Genomic DNA, 17,206 nt, shown 5'->3' with positions numbered 1-17,206 from the left:
ATGAGATTGAGTATTAATCTCCGGAGTAAACATATGTTATTGATATTCAGAACGGGAAATTGAGTCAATGGCGTTTACTCTGTTCTTGGCGGGAAAAGCGTGATTTTGCCTGACGCGAAATCTGAACAATTCGTAGGCAATTGCGAATTCACAGCATGCAAAATATCTCCAGATACGAAACAGATACCACTGCGCAAATCGAGAAATGAAATTACAGCCAAACCTAGGCTGTATGCTGCATGAATGCTGATATTCTCATGTGCGAATTGCGTATAGGCTTTGCGAATTCGCACCTAAATACTCATATAATTTCGTATTCATTTTGCGCAGTGCAAATCCTAACATTTCTTAACATTGCGCAGAGGAAAGGGTAACCAGTGAGAAACCGAACGCGCCACCACATAACGGATCTGCCCAGCATCGGATTGCCCTTCCTGGCAAATATTCGCCGCATGCTGGTGGGGGCTTCTCCAGAAGCGCAGCTTTCTTGCCAGACTGTGAGCGGTACCCTGTGGACCACGCAGCAGGCGGACGGCTACGCCATGACCATTAACGGCGTTACACGGCTAATCAGAATCTCCCTTACTGATGCTGGCTACGGTGTTCGGCAATGGTATACCTGCCCATGCTGCGGGAAGCGGGTTGCGAAGTTGTACATAGGGGAAAAGGATATCGCCTGCCGTAAGTGCTGGAATCTTCACTACGCAAGCCAGAGCGAGGACAGGTTAGGCCGGATGAGAATGAAAATACGCCGTCAGCGTTACGCCATATGGGGAAACACCAAACATACTCGTAATTTGGCTAACCATCCTTATTCCTTCCTTAAGCCGAAGGGAATGCGCTGGGAAACATTCAACAAAAAAGTTGCTGTGCTGGTTCGCTATGAGAGTGCTTACTGGCAGGCTTTCGCGCCGGTGATCGATAAAATCTGCGGAAGAGTAGATAGGTCGTCCACTACCAACTGACTCGTTGGAAGATAGTCTGTTCAACCCTCCGATTTCCATCAATTCCCCTTCTGGTAATGATCGAATTTACTCTTTCATTAATTGCAATAAATATGGTGATCGTTTCATTTGTTGCAACTAAAATAACTGTATAAATATCAGGAGGTGGTAAATGTCTAAACAAAGCGTCAAGCCTGTATTGCTCAGTGATGCGCAGTTGCAGGCCATTCGAAATATTCAGGAGCAACAACGCAAACAGTCAGGGCTCGGGGTTGCGCCCTCTATTCATGAAATCGCTCGCGGGCTGGTGGATAGCGCACTGGCGATGCACGCAAAAATGAAGGTGTCCGCATGATTATTAACGAGTTGGCATACAAGGTCACAGTAAAAACAGATGAATTCCTGCACGGAAAGCGGAAGGTACAGGATGAAATCAGAAAGCTAAACCAGGAGTTATCCCGCTCGGAAAAAGAGCGAGAGAAAGAACTAAAAAAACAGCGGGAAGAACTTGAGAAATTCGGTAAATCCGCCGCCTCTGCTACACGCAACGTTATGACAGCTGCTGCCAGCTTTCTCGGGCTAAGCGCTGGCCTTTACGGCATCAAACAGCTATTCACCTCAACCTCCAACGAAATCGTTCGTGCGAGCAATCAGGCAAAGTATTTCGGTACTGATGTGAATAAGTTATTCGGTGTTCGTCGAGGATTCCAGCAGGCGGGCCTTAATGCTGATTCCTTTATTGGCGCTTCTGGTAATGCCCGTATGGCGCTGGCTAATATCAAAGACCCAACAATCTTTGGTGGGCTCACCGGCGCGGCGCAAAACCTGATGGTGTTAGGTGCGCGTACCGGGCTGAACATCAATAACCTTGGCGATCCTAACAAGGCGCTGGGGGAGTTTACCCGCTACGGCAAATCCCATTCTCAGGAAAACCTGATGCAGGTGATGGCGGCAGCCGGATTCGACCCGACAGACGCAGCCAAGATTAAATCTGGTGAGCTAAAGTCTCTGGTCGATTCTGAAACGAAGAAGTCGAACATCACCGCCCAGCAGGTCAGGGAGCAGGAAAGAGTAGCTGTTACACTTGGGCAATTGGATTCACAGTTCACGCGACTGAAAACTGATTTAGCGGCTGCCTTTGCCCCTGATGTCGTTAACGGAATGAAAGCGTTTGGCTCATGGATTGAGAATAACCACGGAAACATTATCGGTTTCTTTGATGATGCTGGTAAGACCGCCAAGCGATTTACAGAGGCCGTAGGTGGCGCTGAGAACGCACTAAAGTTACTGGCAGCAGCTTATGTAGGAAGCAAGGTAACAGTCGCGGGGATCCCTCCTTGGCTGGCTGGTTTGGTTGCGTATGGCACATACCTGTACAACGACCAGAATAATATTAAGGACAGTGCTGAATCATCATTAAGCTATACAAAGCGAAATATCGGTGATGCTGCAAGAGCTATTGGGTTTGATACTGATTATGGTCGTAAGCCCGGCACCGTGATGGGGGATAATATTCAGTGGGATATCCCCGGGGCTACTGAAACACTACTTGATGCCATCAGGAAGGTAGAATCTAGTGATGGAGCGAAACTATATAGTCATAAAGGTGCTGTCGGTGAGTATCAGTTTATGGCTGATACAGGCAGAGAGATGGGCTTGCGTGTTGATGACCAAGTTGACGACCGACTTGATCCTGAAAAATCACGAGCGGCAGCACAAATCTACATGAGTAAGCTATTAAAGAAATATGACGGTAACCTTGATAACGCTTTAATGGCTTATAACTGGGGGATGGGGAATGTTGACAAGTGGATCGCCAACGGAAGCGACCCAGCAAAATTACCAAAAGAAACTAGGGATTATACGGGTAAAATTCGTACAGCAATGGGGCTGAGCGATGCAAATAACTCGATTGGCACAGATAGATATCGTGACTACTATGCTACGCAAGCCAGGCTGGCCAATGGCTCTTCCAACCAATCCTATGCGCAGAGTGTTGTGAACAACTACAACAGCCAAAACATAGGAGAGGTAAAGGTTAGCGCGACCACCGACCAAGCCTCAAAGCTAGCTGAAGGGTTTAAAGAGATGAATCGACGCGCATCAACGAATCAGGCATTTTCAAGCAGCGTCAATTGATAAGCTGGTGGGTTGGGTGGCGTGCTAATAAATCTCATCATTGATAATGAGAGCGAATTATTTTTTATCCAGCGGGACACCCATGCCCCTCTTTGTCACATCAGCTTGCTGTTGTAGATATTTATAGTCACCAGCAGCACGAACCACTTCTGACATAGCTTGCTTGTATTCGTTTAACAGGTTGGTAAAAATGTATCTTTGCGTATCGGTTGTTAATGGGCTGGAGATGTTCTTATTTACCCAGTCTTCATAATGCTTAACTATTTTTTTATACCCATGCGAAGCTAATTTGGGGTCGCCGTTCGCCCCTTCTATCAGCCATTCGCAATCATCCATCACTTTATCGTTGAAAGTGCTTCCCGCGATTCTTTCCACATTTGCGTCAAGCTTATCATGGGCACTTGCTGTAATAGCCGCACAGGCCATCATGATGGTGTCCGCAGTAGGAGCAGAAGCCGCACTTTTACAGAAGCTGAATCCAGCGATTATGGAAACAGCAAAGATTGATAATCTGTTCATTTCACATCCTTGAGTGTTTTCCAAAAGCATAACGTTAATGATGCTTGGAAAATAGTTTACCTGGTTTCAATGCAAACAAGTGTAGGAGTAAGCTATGCCTCCTAATCTTGGATAGCAGCATGCCTTTGATTAAACCCTAAAGTTAGCTGGATATCTTGTCGACTAAAGCTTGTAGCAAAGACTAGCAATACGCCATACAAAATACAGGGGTTCGCAGTACGCAGGACGGTACGCAGCAAAACTACGCTTATTCATTCTGTTTGCTGTCAAAACCTGAGAAACTTAACCCAGATATTTTGAAATATTCGAGATCTTTAGCAACTTGTCTTCCCCTTTTAGTGCCTTCAATACGATACAAAGTTTCAACAAGTGAACTTAACTGAGAGTTGTAGGCCTTAATCTCATCAAGTGAAATGGTTTTAGCATTTTTATCGCTGTATAAGGCTTCATCGCATGGAGAATCCCCAGGCTCAATATCCTGCCAAAAAACAAGCTTAACAGTATTGTGGGCGATAATGTTTCTAATCTGAGTTAGCTCATCAATATGCTTGTAAGCTAGGATTAGCTCCTGCTGAAGGTCTGGGTGTTCCTCGGAGCATTTAAGTACATCAATGATGATTTTTATTTTTTTATTTAATGTTATCTCTTTGATATGCTTGTATATTGTCGGCGGGATCATCTCTTCAAGAAGGCTGCGGGTGAATGATTCCACCGCACCAAATTCAAGCATGAAAACCCCTACATGTGGCGCCCACTTTTCAATATCTATTAATTTCACGTTCGGTTCCAAAGATAATTTAGGTATGACTTAATCGCCTAATCAGAGCATCTGGGAGTGGCATTAATGTCCGTCATCTACCAAATCACCACACAGGCTTGATAATCCATTACTGACAAATTAAATCCCGCCCTCAGCTATGCGTTGAGCGATGCTCGAATGGCAAGTGTTTGTATAGGCCTATCACTTCAACCATAGAGTTGGACAACAAGTGATATTCTACATGTTGTGGATACAGTTTCACGCATAGACTTCACTCATTGCCAGCCAGTGATGTATATCGTGGCGGGCATTACAATGCTGATCACTACCAGCAGGGAGAGATGCCATGACACCACGCGAAATCGAGTTACTGACCATTGCTAAGCTTGAACATGACGGCCACCAGCTCGAAGCGCTGGAACTGCGGGAGTTGAAACGCCAGTTGGCAGAGGGTACCGCCCTATCTAGGCAGTACCGCGAAATGATGACCGGCCCTGCTTACCAATGGAACAAACCATCGCCGCGTCGCGTGAGATGATCGGCACCATATAAGCACCGGGCAAGTACCATGCTGGTGGATTCCGTCCTAACTTTCCCTCTGAAGAGCAGTTTTTAAGCGTCGTGTTGGTTCACGGCCTCTTCATGTTGGTTCAAAACAGGGTTGTGTTGGTTCACTTTTTGAAAATAATCCATTTAAAAACAACAGTCTTTACAAATTGAACCGACTGAACCAACTGAACTAACGCTTTTTTAGTACACATGAAAGAGTTTCTATAGCTTGGGTCTGTTCACGTTAAAAAATAGCGTCTTCGATATGCTCACTGGCATGATGAGTCAAACTTAATGGTGTCTGTATGTCAGAGAAGAGCATTATCCAACTAGTTCCCAATAAGTGGGTCTCCGAAGAGCTATTGATGGCAATAACGGGGCTGACTAAACATGCCATCAAATCTGCCCGGGAGAAGTCCTGGATGGAAGGTCGGGAGTACCGGCATTACTCCGGTGACTGCCAGCCAAAAGATAACAGTCCGATCATGTATAACCGGTTAGAAATTGATAACTGGGTTGAGCGTCAGAAGCCCGCAATACCGCGAACAAAACGCTCGGCCGGATAACCGGGTTTCACTGGCATTCTGTTGATCATGGATTTTATGCAAGGTCGATGTGAGTTTCCCGAAGTCGATGTGATGCCAAAACGCAGAATCTCTATTATTACGCCAGTTTCTTTAGTTTCTGGAGAAAGTGAGACGTTCTCTTCCCCATAAACTTAGGAAACTGGCGTAATAGAAAAAGTGCTTTCGCCATAAACCTAAGAAACTGGCGTAACGGAGAATTATTAAAGGTTGTTAACATCTATATGGTTTAAGTTGAGATACTCCTCCAGCGATATCCCTATACTGCTTGCTACTTTTGAAAGGTGTTCGGTGAGGAGTTCTTTTCTGATGGTTTCATTTGGAGCGAACATTTTGATTACTGTTATTGCGGTATCCTGCCCTTTACTGAATCGAGCAAGAGAGGATGCGAAATTGCGTGAAAGCTCGGATTCCATGAACTGGCTTTCGGTCAGTCCCAAGTTTTTGGCGTGAAGAGCAGCTTCGTGCTCAATTTCTAGAATTAGTGCCTGGTTTTCCTGTATAAACTGCGCTCTGGCAGCATCGAAGCAATCTTGTATAGTCATCAGTTTTATCCTTTTGTGATTGTTATCAAGGATAGCGACAACTTGCTGAAGTTTGAAGCCGAGTGGATTCAATATCATGAGCAAAAAATGAACGATTATTTATGGCGAAAAATAATGTGGGGGTACTTTTGGGGGTATGTTTAAAAACTTAAATAATAAAAAGTCATTTAAATCATGATGTTTTGTTGTTGTGTATTGTTCCTATTATCGCACCATTTCTTTATTTCCTCGGACTGATTTTTCCCCTTTCCTGTGCCCGGCCGTTTGATGTTATCGGCACGATGAGCAGCATCATCATCCCATTGTACTCAAATATATCTTTTGTATTACCGCTATCCTTCCTCCAGAAAAAGGAGCAGCGACAGCCGCTCCCTTCTGGCATCAGGACTTTGGGAACACCCAAACATGTTTTTCGGGTAACGCCAGGTGGCAGTGTTGCGGATCACGTACTTCGTTGCCGTAGGCGCGGATGACAAAATCATCAGCCACGGTGCGGAACAAGTACTCCCAGCGGTCACCGAGATACATGCTGGTGAGCAACGGGAGAGCCAACTGGTTTTCGCCTGGCTCGTCGGCCAGCGCCACACGTTCAACGCGGATCACCGCGGTGCCCTCATGGCCAACCTGAACGCCGTCACCCACCTGACCCCACAGTACCCAGTCACGTCCTTCAATACGTGCCTTGCCGTCACGCACTTCAGTGACTTTGCCATGCAGACGGTTGTTGCTGCCCATAAATTCAGCGGTGAACAGCGTTTTTGGGGAACCATACATCTCTTGCGGCGTACCCTGTTGTTCAATTTTGCCGTTGTTGAGCAGCAGAATGCGGTCAGAAATCGACATCGCTTCTCCCTGGTCATGCGTCACCATCAGCGCGGACAACCCGAGATTAATAATCAGCTCACGCAGGAATACGCGCGCTTCTTCCCGCAGTTTTGCATCAAGGTTGGATAGCGGCTCATCGAGCAGGATCACGGGTGGGTTATAAACCAGCGCCCGGCCAATCGCTACACGCTGTTGCTGGCCACCAGAAAGTTGATGCGGATGGCGTTTACCCAGATGTCCCAGGCCCAGTTGATCCAACACACCCTGTACCCGTTGGTTGATCTCTGCGGTGGGGACTTTGCGCAACTTTAACGGGTAGGCCACATTCTCAAATACGGTTTTATGCGGCCACAAGGCGTAGGACTGGAACACCAGCCCCAGGTTACGCTCTTCGGCTGGGATTTCGCTGCGCGGCGTGCCGTCGTAGACGTTGTTGTTGCCGATGGTAATTGACCCTTGTGTCGGTTTTTCCAGCCCGGCCACCGCGCGCAGGAGGGTGGTTTTACCGCTCCCGGACGGCCCCAGTAACGAAACCACTTCGCCCCGTTTGAGCTCCATGGTCACGCCCTTTAGCACCGGGTTATCGCCGTAGGTTAAGTGCAGGTTCTCGACCGATAATTCAATCATGTAATTTCACTCCAAAACGAAGGGCAATACCCAGGCCCACCACTACCAACAGAATATTGATAAACGAGAGTGCGGCGACGATGTCGATAGCACCTGTCGCCCACAGAGATACCAGCATCGAACCGATGGTTTCCGTGCCCGGCGACAGCAGATAGACGCCCGTTGAATACTCACGCTCAAAGATCAGGAACATCAGCAGCCATGAGCCAATCAGCCCATACCGCGAAAGCGGAATGGTAACGTGGCGGGTAATCTGCCCACGCGTCGCACCGGTGCTGCGAGCCGCTTCCTCCAGTTCTGGCCCTACTTGCAGCAATGTTGAGGAGATGAGGCGCAGACCGTAGGCCATCCACACCACCGTATACGCCAGCCAGACGCTGAAAATGGTGCTACGCAGCGAGCGCAGCCAGACAATCAGCGTGTCTCGCAACCACTGCGACCACGGCATGCCGGATAACCAGCCGGATTTCAGCGCGTTATCGAGCCACATCGGTAAGAACAGGAACACCCACAGAAACGCCAGACCCGCGAGCAGGCCCGGCACTGCACGGGGCACCAGCACACTGTAGTCGAGAAAACGTGTGGTGTTATCCGGCTTGCGGTGCATCGCGATGCCGATAAACAGATAACAACCTACCGCCAGCGCGCCGCCGATCACGCCAATCGCCATGGAGTTGACGATGGCCCGCAACAGATTCGGCTGTTCCCAGATGGTACGGAAGGTGCTGAGGGACAGCTCATCCCACAGCGACACACCTACCCCCCAGTTGGAGATAAACGCACGCAGCACCACGCCCATCAACGGTACGCCAATGGTGATGGTCAGCCATAACGCGACCACAGCACCCGCTATCCAGCGCCATTTACCCAGCGGTAACGCGCGGGCCTGCGAGGCTTTCCCCTTCATGGTGACGAAGCGGTTAGCGGTACGCATCAGGCGACGCTGTAGCATTACCAGTGGGATGGTCAGGCAGATTAGTACCACGGCAACTGCCGCCATCAGGTGATACGACGGCGTACCCAGTTTATTGGTCAACTGATACAGGTAAGTCGCCAGCACCATGTTGCCTTCCGGATCGCCCAGTACCAGCATCAGACCAAAGACTTCCAGACCGAGGAAAAATAACAGCACCACGGCGTACAGAATTGATGGGCGAACCATCGGCAGGCTGACTGATGTCATGACCTGCAGCGGGGATGCGCCGGAAATACGCGCGGCTTCCTCCACGTCTGAGCTCACGCTGCGCAGCGCTGACGAGATATACAGATAAGCGTGCGGTACGTGTGTCAGGCCTGCAATGACCACGATGCTCGACATGTCGTAGATATTCCACGGCACGAAGCCAATCAGCGATTGTGCCCACAGTGACAGGAAGCCTACCGGGCCTGCGGCCACCACATAACCAAAACCCAGCACCATCGGTGAAACAAAAATAGGCACCAGGATCAGCGGCTCAATCAGACGTCTACCCGGTAAGTCGGTACGTACCATCAGGAAGGCCAGTATGCCGCCCAGAGGAATGGCGATAATGACCAGACCGAATGCGAGAATAAAGCCGCTTTTCAGCGCCTTATAGAAGTCAGGGTCGGTAAAAATAAAGCCAAAGGATTCAAGGCTCCAGTCCTTTGCCGGCGAGAAGAACGGCGCGGACAAAAAGCTTTGTATCACGATGAACGACAACGGCGTGTAGATAACCAGCGCGGTTAACAGCACGACGATGCCACGCGGCAAGCTTTGCCACTTTCTGCGTAATGCATTCATAAGCGGAGATCCGGTAACACGTATTCAGGAAACGAGCACCAGGCGCACCAGTGAACCGTGCGCCCGGTTCTGGCTCTTATTTGGCCGCGGCTTCACGCCACTGTTTGATGTAATCCAGACGTTTTTTCGGTTGCAGGTATTCAAGTAATGACTCATCAACCGGGATCGGTTTCAGCGCGCTACCCAGCATTTTGGTCATACCGTCGATGTCATTTTTACCTTCGATATCGTTACGAATAGACGGAATATCGGCCTGGTTGGCGAGGATGTTTTGCCCTTTTTCAGACAGCACATAGTCCAGCCACAGTTTGGCGGCATTGCTATGTTCTGCCTGCTGGCTGATGAAAGAAACTCGTGACAGTACCAGGGTGTAGTCCTTCGGATAGGCGATCCCAAGTGACGGGTCGTTTTTGGCACGCGCTTCGGCGTAAGAGCCGAGGATATTATAACCAATCAGATTTTCACCCGATGAAACCCTCTCCATCATAGTACCGGTGGACGATTGCACGGCTAACCCGCCTTTCGCCACGTCGGCCAATGTTTTGAAGTAGTTCGGATCGGCCTTGTAATCCAGCACCGATAGCATGAAGCCAACCCCGGATTTTTCGATATCGTAGGTGGTGACTTTGCTTTTGAATTTATCCACCTGGCCTGCAATCAGCTTTGCCAGCGCGGCGTGAGAATCCGGAACCTCGTTCGCCGGGATGAGGCGCTTGTTGTAAATAAACACCACCGGCTCGTAGGTGGTGCCGTATGCTTTGTTGTGCCAGACCGCCCATTTCGGTAGCTGATTCTGCTCTGCTGAAACATACTCCATGGCATAGTCGGTCGCGAGCTTCATCGCGGTGTCCATGGAGGAGCTCCAGATGACGTCACCGCTGCCGCCGCCGGCAGCCTGTTCGCTGATATAACGGTTATACAGCTCGGTGCTGTTCATATCGTTATATTCAACTTTGATGCCCGGATAGGTGGCTTCAAAGCCCTGAATCAGCGGCCCCGCCGCTTTGGTATCCGTTGTGGAGTAAACCACGACTTTGCCTTCTTTGGTGGCGGCATCAACCACCTTTTGGTAGTCAGCCGGATACCCCTGCGGCAGCGCGGACAGGGCAGAAAACGACATGAAAACAGCAGCAGAGATCAGAGAGATGCGGAATGTGTTCGCCATTATTATTAACCCTCTAGTTACATTTGAGGAACTAAAAGTCAATATGGCGGATGAAAGGGGAGAGACAAGAGGGGGGAGAGAGCCGGCTGGTGGAAATGTGATTGTTGGCGTTGTTTCGGTAATTAACACCATAGAAACCGTGAGCGCAGCGCTTAATCCTCCTCATTTTTTGCGATAAAGCACTTATCCCCGATCGGCTTTCCGGTACAACCGCCTGGGATGCCCAATATTCCCATACTGAATCTCAATCACAATAAAACCAATTTCCACGCAATACTCCAGATAGCGGCGACCCGTAGTTTTGCTGATCCCTGCGTCTTCCACCACCTGTTCGACTGACCAACTGGTATCCGGATGTTCGCTGAAAATACGCTTCACCCGCTCAAGCGTTGCAGGTTCAATGCCCTTTGTTGATGGCTGGGTTGATGCCTCACCCGCGGGTAAATTGAACAGTTTATCCAGTGCATGTTGGTCAACAACCTTCACCTGACGCAGAGTGTGTACCAGCAACATAAAGCGCTCCAGCGAGGCCCGCAGACGGTGGGAAAACACGGGTTTTAGCAGGTAGTCAAACGCGCCGCTGCGCATAGCGTGGCTGCAGGTTTGCATATCGCTGGCGGCGGTGATGAATATCACCGAGCACTCAAACTGTTTGAGCAGCGGGCTATCAATAAGCTCAACGCCCTGACCGTCCGGCAAATAGTTGTCGAGCAGCAGCAGACGTGGCCGATGACGGAGGATCAGCTCGCGGGCCTGTTCCAGCGAGCCGGCGATCCCCACGATGCGCAGGTGGAAGTTTTGCTCAATAAACTCCCGATGCAGCTGTGCGAGATGCGGCTCATCTTCAACAATAACAACCTCAAGAGGGCGGATATCAGTCATGGGAAGGTCCTGTCGAAAGTGAAATCTGGAACGGGATGAAAACCGAAAATACGGTACCCTGCGGGATGTTATCGCTCATTTCGATGCTGCCACCGGCCCGGCGAACGTAGCCCGCGACCAGGTACAGGCCAATACCATGTTCTGAACCGGTGAGTTCGCTGCTGTCGGTGGGTTTACTGGTGAAGCCTTGCTCAAAAATATGCGGCTTCATGGCCTCATCAACGCCACAGCCCCGGTCAGCCACTTCAATCACCAGTTCGTGGTTGCGATCCGATATATACACTTCCACCGGCGCGGTACGGGCTGGCGTTTTCAGCGTGGCATCGACAGCATTGTCCACCAGATTACCAATTACTGACATCAGCTCTGTTTCGCTCAGCCCTTCCGGCAGGCGCGAGAGCTGGCAGGCAGGGTCGAAAATCAGTTCAACACCTTTCTCGCGGGCACCGACATATTTCCCCAGCAGCAGGCCGCACAGCGCCGGAGAGACAAACTGCCTGGAGAGGAAATCCAGTACCTGCTGGGCCCCCTCTGACTGTACCTGGATATAACGCAGTGCGTCGTCATAGCGCTGCATTTGCAGCAGGCCGACGAGCGTCGCCGTCCAGTTGAGCTGCTCGTGGCGCATGATGCGCAGGTTATCGGCATAGCGGGTCACCTGGCTGAGTTGGCTGCTGAGCGTATTGATATCGTTCTTATCGCGGAAGCTGAATACCCAACCGCTTTGAGTTCCCGGCTCGACTTCAATAGCCACGCGGTTGACGATGGTTTCCCGTTGATTCAGGACGGTAATATGATCGTGATGGCGGCTGTCATAAGCGGTATTGCCCGGCGCAAAAAACGACGGTGGCAGTTGAATCACCTCATCCAGCGGCTTGCCGAGCAACGCTTGTTCACTCTGGCGAATATTGAGCATTTCCCTGGCAGCGCGGTTGATGAGTATGAGCTGCTTATCGGCATTCACCGCAAACACACCTTCGTACATGGCTTCCAGTAACGCCTTTTGCTGTAGCATCAACTGGGCGATATCTTTTGGTTCCAGTCCGAACATCTGTTTTTTCAGTGTGCGGGTCAGTAACCAGGAAAAAATAAACAGCAGCAGCAGCAGGGCAAGGCCGTACATTCCGGTGCGCCACAGCAGGCGGGCGTTGATATTGGCGATGTAGGAGGTGAGGTAACCGACGGAGACAATGCCGATGACCTGATGCTGGCTATCGAAAATAGGTGCCTTACTGCGTAACGAGACACCGATCCCGCCCTTACGCACTGTGATAATGGTTTTGCCCTTCAGTACGTCAGCATTGTCGCCGCCGATCATCGGCAGGTTAAGGCGCTCCGGGGATTCTGAGTGGTAAAGATGCTGTTCGCACGCATCACCAATCACAATATAGCTGGCGTCGCTTTCGGCGCGCAGTGGCTGAATCAGTTGTGCGATACCGGGAATATCCCGCTGCTGTACTTTTTCTGCCAGGCCGGGAATCAGGGCAATTTCGCTGGCCTGTACTCGCGCGCGTTGGCCCAAATCGTGGTGCAACTGGCGGTCGATAAAGTGAAACAGCAATACGCCAAGCAGCGCCAGCAGAAGGCAGGAAAAAGCCACCAGTGAGAGGAACAGCTTTACCTGAAAGGACAATCTGAGTTTCATGTAGTCCGCAGCGGCCAGGGCAGAAAGGATCATCTGAAAAGCCTATCATGCGAAAATACGAACCGTAATCGAGGGACGACAGAGTTGTGAACTGCCTACATTCTCCGCGAATTTCTGAGACAATAAACGGTATGTCGACGATGCGATCCAACGGCTGTATTCATTGAGAATGCGCATCGTTGACGGTATTTTTTTGGAATTTTCGATCTATGACTCCGGGTGTCCGTCGATCGCGGCTTTCAGATCGCGATACTCTTCGCATTGGGTGCCGCAGATAGTCTTAATGGTTGCCAGCTCCGCTTTCGCCAGGTCGGGGCGGCCTTTAACCATCCATGCTTCCCCAAGATATTCGCGCACTTTCGCATAGTGCGGATCAAGGGCAATCGATCGCTGGTAGTAACTTATCCCTTCATCCGTACGCCCTAGCTTGCGTGTCGCATAGCCTCGATAGTTCCAGGCTTCACGCGTATTGGGCTGCTGTAAGGTATCGAGTAAATGGATGGCATCCTGATAATGGCCGGTTTTCGCAAGGTGATACGCATACTGCGTTTTATCCTGATCGTCGATCATGCTGCTTTTTTCTGGCAAACATTTTTGGGTTTTGTTGTCGTAGACCTGACCCTTCGGGCATGTTGGTGTGGTGGTATCGTCATTTCCCATGGCGCTGGCTGCAGCGGAGTAGAGCAGCCCGCCTGAGATCAGGCAAATCAACGGCAGTATTTTCGTCATGGCGTGCATCTTCATGGTCCTGTCCTCTCGGTATGAGTGAAGGTTCTTGCATGCTGTAAACCGCGCAGACCATGCTTTATTCATTATCGATGCCTATAAATTGACCTGCCGTTTATTTTTAATACACCGCTTTATTAGCCAGGAGCGAGGCGCCGCTAACGCGGCTGTTGCTGGGTCGCACAGTGAATACCGCCGCCACCGGCTGCGATAGCGTCGATATTCAATTGAATAATCTCACGCCCGGTAAATTGCTCCTGCAAAATATCGCGCGTGTTACGGTCTGTGCGTTTATCGCCAAACTCCGGTGCAATGACGGCATCATTGCACAGATAGAAATTGATATAACCGGCGGCAAAATCACCGTTCGCATAGCTCTGGCGAATAGTTGATGGTCCTTCCAGCGTGATCACGTTCAGGTGTCGTCCTTTTGCATCTGTGGCTGTGTGTAAGATTTCCAGATGTCGCCGGGTGACGGCGTAGTCAAACGATGATGGATCCTGCTCAAGACCCGCTACCACCGTACCCGGATGTGTGAACCTGGCGTAAAAGTCCGTATGGCCGTCGGTAATATCCTTTCCGGCAATACCTGGTAGCCAGATGATCTTATCCAGTCCCAGCAGGCGCTTTAATTCGGCTTCACATTCAACTTTACTGACGCCCGGGTTGCGGTTGGGATTGAGCACACAACTTTCGGTAATCATGGCTGTCCCTTCGCCGTCTACCTCTATCCCACCACCTTCAAGAATCAATGTTGAGCGGATAAATTCAGCTTTAGCATGATCCGTGACAAACTCAGCCACTTCGGCATCGCGATCGTGTTCCTGCTTCTCGCCCCAGCCGTTGAAGTTAAATCCAACGCCGCCGGGCACGCCGTGGGGGCTTTCACAAATACCGGTCCGGTATCGCGGATCCACAGGTCGTCAATCGGATGAACCAGCAGGTTAACTGATGGCTCGCATAGCTTTGCCGCGAGCGCGTGGTCTTCTTCGCGCACCAGCATATTCACGGGTTCAAAGGCAGCAATGGTATTCGCGACCAGCGCCAGATTTTTCCGTACCACGGGAAGCAGGTGAGGTTCCCAGATCGCCGCACTGGCACCAAACGCCATCCAGGTGGCAGCATGAGGTGCCCCTTCATCCGGCATCTGCCAGCGGCGGCCCTCTGCAGCGCTGGCAACCTGGCTGAAACTGATCCCCGTCATGCTGGTGAGTAGCAGACTCGTTGAAGTCACCAGGCTCTGCCTGACAAATGAACGTCTTGTTATCATGCGAATAACCTCTGTATTTATTCACCTGATATCAGGTGCATAAAATAATAATATACACGTTATCCTTCAGGCAGCCCTGCATGGGCTGTGCTCACTTACCGCCTCAATGCAACTTGAATGATTTTGTGTATAGAAGATAAATAACATGGAGGTTTTTATTTATTAAATAATAAATAAAAAAGCCTCCTGAATTTCAGGTGAAATATAACACAGAGATTATAGGTTGCAATTGGCGATATTCAATATGACGCGTAAAATTTGCCAATATTAGAATTTCTCAACGATATATTTATAGATAATTTATATTTATTAAATGTGCTTGCTTTATTTGACTCACAGAAGACCCTTCTGGCGGGACTCTGTGTAGACTGTGATCCAGCCGATTGTTCTGCGGTATTTATTAATGTCCTGAGTCGTGTGAACTATAGTAAAGATGGCCGTTATTTCTCATTATTAATAACCGTGAGTGGGGGATGTGCATGAAGAAGATTCTGATGTTGGTCGGGGATTATGTCGAAGATTATGAAACGATGGTGCCTTTCCAGGCTCTGCAAATGCTCGGTCACCGGGTTGATGCCGTCTGCCCGGATAAAAAACAAGGTGACTATGTTCAAACCGCCATTCACGATTTTGATGGGGCGCAGACCTACAGTGAGAAACCAGGGCATCGCTTCACCTTGAATGCGAATTTCTCTGATGCGCGTGAGGCGGATTATGACGCTTTGTTGATCCCTGGTGGGCGGGCTCCGGAGTATTTGCGTCTGAATCCGGATGTCATTCAACTGGTACAAGACTTTAACTCTGCGGGTAAACCTATCGCCGCTGTGTGTCATGGCCCGCAATTGCTGGCGGCAGCCGGGGTGTTAGAAAATCGGACCTGCAGCGCGTATCCCGCGTGTGCGCCAGAAGTTCGGTTGAGCGGTGGGCATTATGCCGATATCGGGATTGACCAGGCGCACGTCGACGGCAATCTGGTTACCGCGCCGGCGTGGCCTGCCCATCCTGCCTGGTTGGCTAAATTTGTTGAAGTATTAATGAAGTAACGGATAGCGGTTTTGCAGGTCGGTATAACCCATCCGGCTATACCGACTGCAAAAAAATTACCGTTGCATGAGTACGAATACCCCCCAGCCGAGATATTCCCGGGTGAAGGTGACATGGCGTCCTGGTGACGTCCTCAATTGCTCTCTGACTTCCTGCGCAAAGTCATCATTTGGGTTCGCCTCCTGCCATCGACGCATTGTCAACCACTTAGCGGCTTCGTATCGATCCCAGCCTTCCTGGTCGGCCAGCACCCTTTCAACAATGTCGTAGCCCAGTTTGTCGAAAAACGAAACGAGGTCGGCAAGGGAAAGAAAATCGGCCACCGAACGGGCCCCGCATGCCTGGGCAATATCTTGCGTGGCGGGCATTTGACGCCAGTACGGTTCACCGATCACGATGATCCCGCGCCCAGGTACAGAGCATCTCACCGGAACCACTGCCCAGATCCAGAATGCGGGTTCCTGGTGTCATACGTAGCGCCTGACCTAATGTGGCATATTTTTGCGCGGTGAATGGATTATGAATGCGATGAGCGCTTTCGCTGATAGTAAAAATTTGGGGAATATCCATCACTCTCTCCTTAGCGATTATCTAACTGGGCGCGAACATTGTTTAATCCGGTGGTGTTGATGCGGTAGGGCTGACCATTGACGGATTTGATCAATTTTTTGGTTCTGAGCTTTTTAAACACCTCAAGCGTGCAGTCGCAGAGCAGCAATCCTTCGCGGCTATAACATTCAACGGATGTGACGCGGCCAGCGCTATCGCGGACGTGCGCAATTCGGCCACCTTTGGCGAGAACGTGTAAGGTACGTTGTTCCTGACGGGATAAATTCATACTGGGAAACCTGTTTAATCATCATGTGCAAAACGTGCAAACACACTACGGTGTCCGCATTCTATTTCGGCGCATTGATAACCAGTCCGGCCTGATAAGGTCGGCAAACTGATTATCTGATGATGACATTCTCCAGCATCAAAGCCTCGGGTAGAGTTGAAAGATATTTACATGGTGAATGATAACAGTGAAATGTTGGAGGGGAACCTTGCGCCAGTAAAAGTGTGACCTGCAACGGGAAAATGGCCTGAATGACATCCCTTCGCATCGAATAACTTTAAATTGTTGTAATGTTATTAATATATTAAATCATTAAAATATTTTATGGTTAAATGGCTTTTGAAAATATAACTTTGAGTTATTCTGTATTCTTTGTTCTTAT

Annotated in this window: 17 protein-coding genes and 2 pseudogenes; 7 read left to right on the top strand and 12 right to left on the bottom strand. The window is 49.8% G+C overall.

Features of this window, described 5'->3' with window-relative positions:
• Window positions 1-377 precede the first annotated feature (377 nt).
• From ACLJXE_RS06840 to ACLJXE_RS06830, 3 genes are all read left to right on the top strand, one after another.
• On the top strand, window positions 378-965 hold the full coding sequence (locus tag ACLJXE_RS06840) for a hypothetical protein (protein ID WP_410750442.1): 588 nt from the start codon (window positions 378-380) through the stop codon (window positions 963-965).
• Window positions 966-1,116: 151 nt separating this feature from the next.
• Window positions 1,117-1,299 (top strand): hypothetical protein, encoded by a 183-nt coding sequence (locus ACLJXE_RS06835; RefSeq protein ID WP_079938906.1) that lies wholly within the window; start codon window positions 1,117-1,119, stop codon window positions 1,297-1,299.
• On the top strand, window positions 1,296-3,083 hold the full coding sequence (locus ACLJXE_RS06830; protein WP_410750441.1) for a lytic transglycosylase domain-containing protein: 1,788 nt from the start codon (window positions 1,296-1,298) through the stop codon (window positions 3,081-3,083). The genes ACLJXE_RS06835 and ACLJXE_RS06830 overlap by 4 nt, the downstream gene beginning before the upstream one ends.
• A gap of 57 nt (window positions 3,084-3,140) precedes the next feature.
• Here the strand turns inward: ACLJXE_RS06830 and ACLJXE_RS06825 are convergent, their stop codons facing one another.
• Window positions 3,141-3,602 carry a hypothetical protein gene (locus tag ACLJXE_RS06825; protein WP_061066851.1) on the bottom strand — a complete coding sequence of 154 codons (462 nt, stop codon included), beginning with the start codon at window positions 3,600-3,602 and terminating at the stop codon, window positions 3,141-3,143.
• A gap of 247 nt (window positions 3,603-3,849) precedes the next feature.
• Window positions 3,850-4,380 carry a hypothetical protein gene (locus ACLJXE_RS06820; RefSeq protein WP_410750440.1) on the bottom strand — a complete coding sequence of 177 codons (531 nt, stop codon included), beginning with the start codon at window positions 4,378-4,380 and terminating at the stop codon, window positions 3,850-3,852.
• Between the two features lie 328 nt (window positions 4,381-4,708).
• Here ACLJXE_RS06820 and ACLJXE_RS06815 point away from each other — a divergent pair, with 328 nt between their 5' ends.
• Window positions 4,709-4,900 carry a hypothetical protein gene (locus ACLJXE_RS06815; protein ID WP_266027923.1) on the top strand — a complete coding sequence of 64 codons (192 nt, stop codon included), beginning with the start codon at window positions 4,709-4,711 and terminating at the stop codon, window positions 4,898-4,900.
• A 316-nt stretch (window positions 4,901-5,216) separates the two neighbouring features.
• Window positions 5,217-5,477 carry an excisionase family protein gene (locus tag ACLJXE_RS06810; RefSeq protein ID WP_182290916.1) on the top strand — a complete coding sequence of 87 codons (261 nt, stop codon included), beginning with the start codon at window positions 5,217-5,219 and terminating at the stop codon, window positions 5,475-5,477.
• A gap of 221 nt (window positions 5,478-5,698) precedes the next feature.
• Here the strand turns inward: ACLJXE_RS06810 and ACLJXE_RS06805 are convergent, their stop codons facing one another.
• The 4 genes from ACLJXE_RS06805 to ACLJXE_RS06790 all read right to left on the bottom strand — a co-directional run bounded on the left by ACLJXE_RS06805 (window position 5,699) and on the right by ACLJXE_RS06790 (window position 10,419).
• Window positions 5,699-6,040: a DUF6388 family protein gene (locus ACLJXE_RS06805; protein WP_410750439.1), complete on the bottom strand. Its 342-nt coding sequence runs from the start codon at window positions 6,038-6,040 to the stop codon at window positions 5,699-5,701.
• A gap of 381 nt (window positions 6,041-6,421) precedes the next feature.
• Window positions 6,422-7,492 (bottom strand): ABC transporter ATP-binding protein, encoded by a 1,071-nt coding sequence (locus ACLJXE_RS06800; protein WP_410750438.1) that lies wholly within the window; start codon window positions 7,490-7,492, stop codon window positions 6,422-6,424.
• The gene (locus tag ACLJXE_RS06795; protein ID WP_410750437.1) at window positions 7,485-9,254 is read right to left on the bottom strand and encodes an ABC transporter permease; all 1,770 of its coding nucleotides are present in this window, start codon (window positions 9,252-9,254) and stop codon (window positions 7,485-7,487) included. The genes ACLJXE_RS06800 and ACLJXE_RS06795 overlap by 8 nt, the downstream gene beginning before the upstream one ends.
• Window positions 9,255-9,330: 76 nt before the next feature.
• Window positions 9,331-10,419 (bottom strand): ABC transporter substrate-binding protein, encoded by a 1,089-nt coding sequence (locus tag ACLJXE_RS06790; RefSeq protein WP_410750436.1) that lies wholly within the window; start codon window positions 10,417-10,419, stop codon window positions 9,331-9,333.
• On the opposite strand from ACLJXE_RS06790, the gene ACLJXE_RS06785 reads away from it, so the two are divergent.
• On the top strand, window positions 10,373-10,597 hold the full coding sequence (locus ACLJXE_RS06785) for a hypothetical protein (protein ID WP_410750480.1): 225 nt from the start codon (window positions 10,373-10,375) through the stop codon (window positions 10,595-10,597). The two genes, ACLJXE_RS06790 and ACLJXE_RS06785, sit on opposite strands and share 47 nt — an antisense overlap.
• 5 nt (window positions 10,598-10,602) lie before the next feature.
• Here the strand turns inward: ACLJXE_RS06785 and ACLJXE_RS06780 are convergent, their stop codons facing one another.
• From ACLJXE_RS06780 to ACLJXE_RS06765, 4 genes and pseudogenes are all read right to left on the bottom strand, one after another.
• Window positions 10,603-11,301, bottom strand: coding sequence for a response regulator (locus ACLJXE_RS06780; protein ID WP_137384444.1), 699 nt, complete (start codon window positions 11,299-11,301; stop codon window positions 10,603-10,605).
• The gene (locus tag ACLJXE_RS06775; RefSeq protein ID WP_410750435.1) at window positions 11,294-12,946 is read right to left on the bottom strand and encodes an ATP-binding protein; all 1,653 of its coding nucleotides are present in this window, start codon (window positions 12,944-12,946) and stop codon (window positions 11,294-11,296) included. Before ACLJXE_RS06775 ends, ACLJXE_RS06780 begins: the two co-directional genes overlap by 8 nt.
• 207 nt (window positions 12,947-13,153) lie before the next feature.
• Entirely contained in the window at window positions 13,154-13,684 is a 531-nt protein-coding gene (locus ACLJXE_RS06770) for a tetratricopeptide repeat protein (RefSeq protein WP_410750478.1), read from the bottom strand.
• A 146-nt stretch (window positions 13,685-13,830) separates the two neighbouring features.
• Window positions 13,831-14,942 (bottom strand): annotated as a pseudogene (locus ACLJXE_RS06765) (agmatine/peptidylarginine deiminase).
• A 473-nt stretch (window positions 14,943-15,415) separates the two neighbouring features.
• On the opposite strand from ACLJXE_RS06765, the gene ACLJXE_RS06760 reads away from it, so the two are divergent.
• On the top strand, window positions 15,416-15,985 hold the full coding sequence (locus tag ACLJXE_RS06760; protein ID WP_271449952.1) for a DJ-1/PfpI family protein: 570 nt from the start codon (window positions 15,416-15,418) through the stop codon (window positions 15,983-15,985).
• 57 nt (window positions 15,986-16,042) lie between these two features.
• Here the strand turns inward: ACLJXE_RS06760 and ACLJXE_RS06755 are convergent.
• Both ACLJXE_RS06755 and ACLJXE_RS06750 read right to left on the bottom strand, forming a co-directional pair.
• Window positions 16,043-16,556: pseudogene (locus tag ACLJXE_RS06755) on the bottom strand (class I SAM-dependent methyltransferase).
• A gap of 10 nt (window positions 16,557-16,566) precedes the next feature.
• Complete coding sequence (locus tag ACLJXE_RS06750) at window positions 16,567-16,824, bottom strand: YjhX family toxin (protein ID WP_048212521.1); 258 nt, start codon at window positions 16,822-16,824, stop codon at window positions 16,567-16,569.
• Window positions 16,825-17,206: the final 382 nt, after the last annotated feature.

The organism is Citrobacter sp. U14242 (genome assembly GCF_046555775.1).
Classification (GTDB): Bacteria; Pseudomonadota; Gammaproteobacteria; order Enterobacterales; family Enterobacteriaceae; genus Citrobacter.
Note: the sequence above shows the minus strand (reverse complement) of the source record. Positions and strands in the feature narration are given on the sequence as shown.

What these genes read in the sequence shown, in the direction of transcription:
- ACLJXE_RS06835 (WP_079938906.1), top strand. Translation starts at nt 1,117, where the DNA reads ATGTCTAAACAAAGCGTCAAGCCTGTATTGCTCAGTGATGCGCAGTTG.
- ACLJXE_RS06830 (WP_410750441.1), top strand. Translation starts at nt 1,296, where the DNA reads ATGATTATTAACGAGTTGGCATACAAGGTCACAGTAAAAACAGATGAA.
- ACLJXE_RS06825 (WP_061066851.1), bottom strand. Translation starts at nt 3,602, where the DNA reads ATGAACAGATTATCAATCTTTGCTGTTTCCATAATCGCTGGATTCAGC.
- ACLJXE_RS06815 (WP_266027923.1), top strand. Translation starts at nt 4,709, where the DNA reads ATGACACCACGCGAAATCGAGTTACTGACCATTGCTAAGCTTGAACAT.
- ACLJXE_RS06810 (WP_182290916.1), top strand. Translation starts at nt 5,217, where the DNA reads ATGTCAGAGAAGAGCATTATCCAACTAGTTCCCAATAAGTGGGTCTCC.
- ACLJXE_RS06805 (WP_410750439.1), bottom strand. Translation starts at nt 6,040, where the DNA reads ATGACTATACAAGATTGCTTCGATGCTGCCAGAGCGCAGTTTATACAG.
- ACLJXE_RS06800 (WP_410750438.1), bottom strand. Translation starts at nt 7,492, where the DNA reads ATGATTGAATTATCGGTCGAGAACCTGCACTTAACCTACGGCGATAAC.
- ACLJXE_RS06795 (WP_410750437.1), bottom strand. Translation starts at nt 9,254, where the DNA reads ATGAATGCATTACGCAGAAAGTGGCAAAGCTTGCCGCGTGGCATCGTC.
- ACLJXE_RS06785 (WP_410750480.1), top strand. Translation starts at nt 10,373, where the DNA reads ATGAAAACAGCAGCAGAGATCAGAGAGATGCGGAATGTGTTCGCCATT.
- ACLJXE_RS06790 (WP_410750436.1), bottom strand. Translation starts at nt 10,419, where the DNA reads ATGGCGAACACATTCCGCATCTCTCTGATCTCTGCTGCTGTTTTCATG.
- ACLJXE_RS06780 (WP_137384444.1), bottom strand. Translation starts at nt 11,301, where the DNA reads ATGACTGATATCCGCCCTCTTGAGGTTGTTATTGTTGAAGATGAGCCG.
- ACLJXE_RS06775 (WP_410750435.1), bottom strand. Translation starts at nt 12,946, where the DNA reads ATGAAACTCAGATTGTCCTTTCAGGTAAAGCTGTTCCTCTCACTGGTG.
- ACLJXE_RS06770 (WP_410750478.1), bottom strand. Translation starts at nt 13,684, where the DNA reads ATGCACGCCATGACGAAAATACTGCCGTTGATTTGCCTGATCTCAGGC.
- ACLJXE_RS06760 (WP_271449952.1), top strand. Translation starts at nt 15,416, where the DNA reads ATGTGCATGAAGAAGATTCTGATGTTGGTCGGGGATTATGTCGAAGAT.
- ACLJXE_RS06750 (WP_048212521.1), bottom strand. Translation starts at nt 16,824, where the DNA reads ATGAATTTATCCCGTCAGGAACAACGTACCTTACACGTTCTCGCCAAA.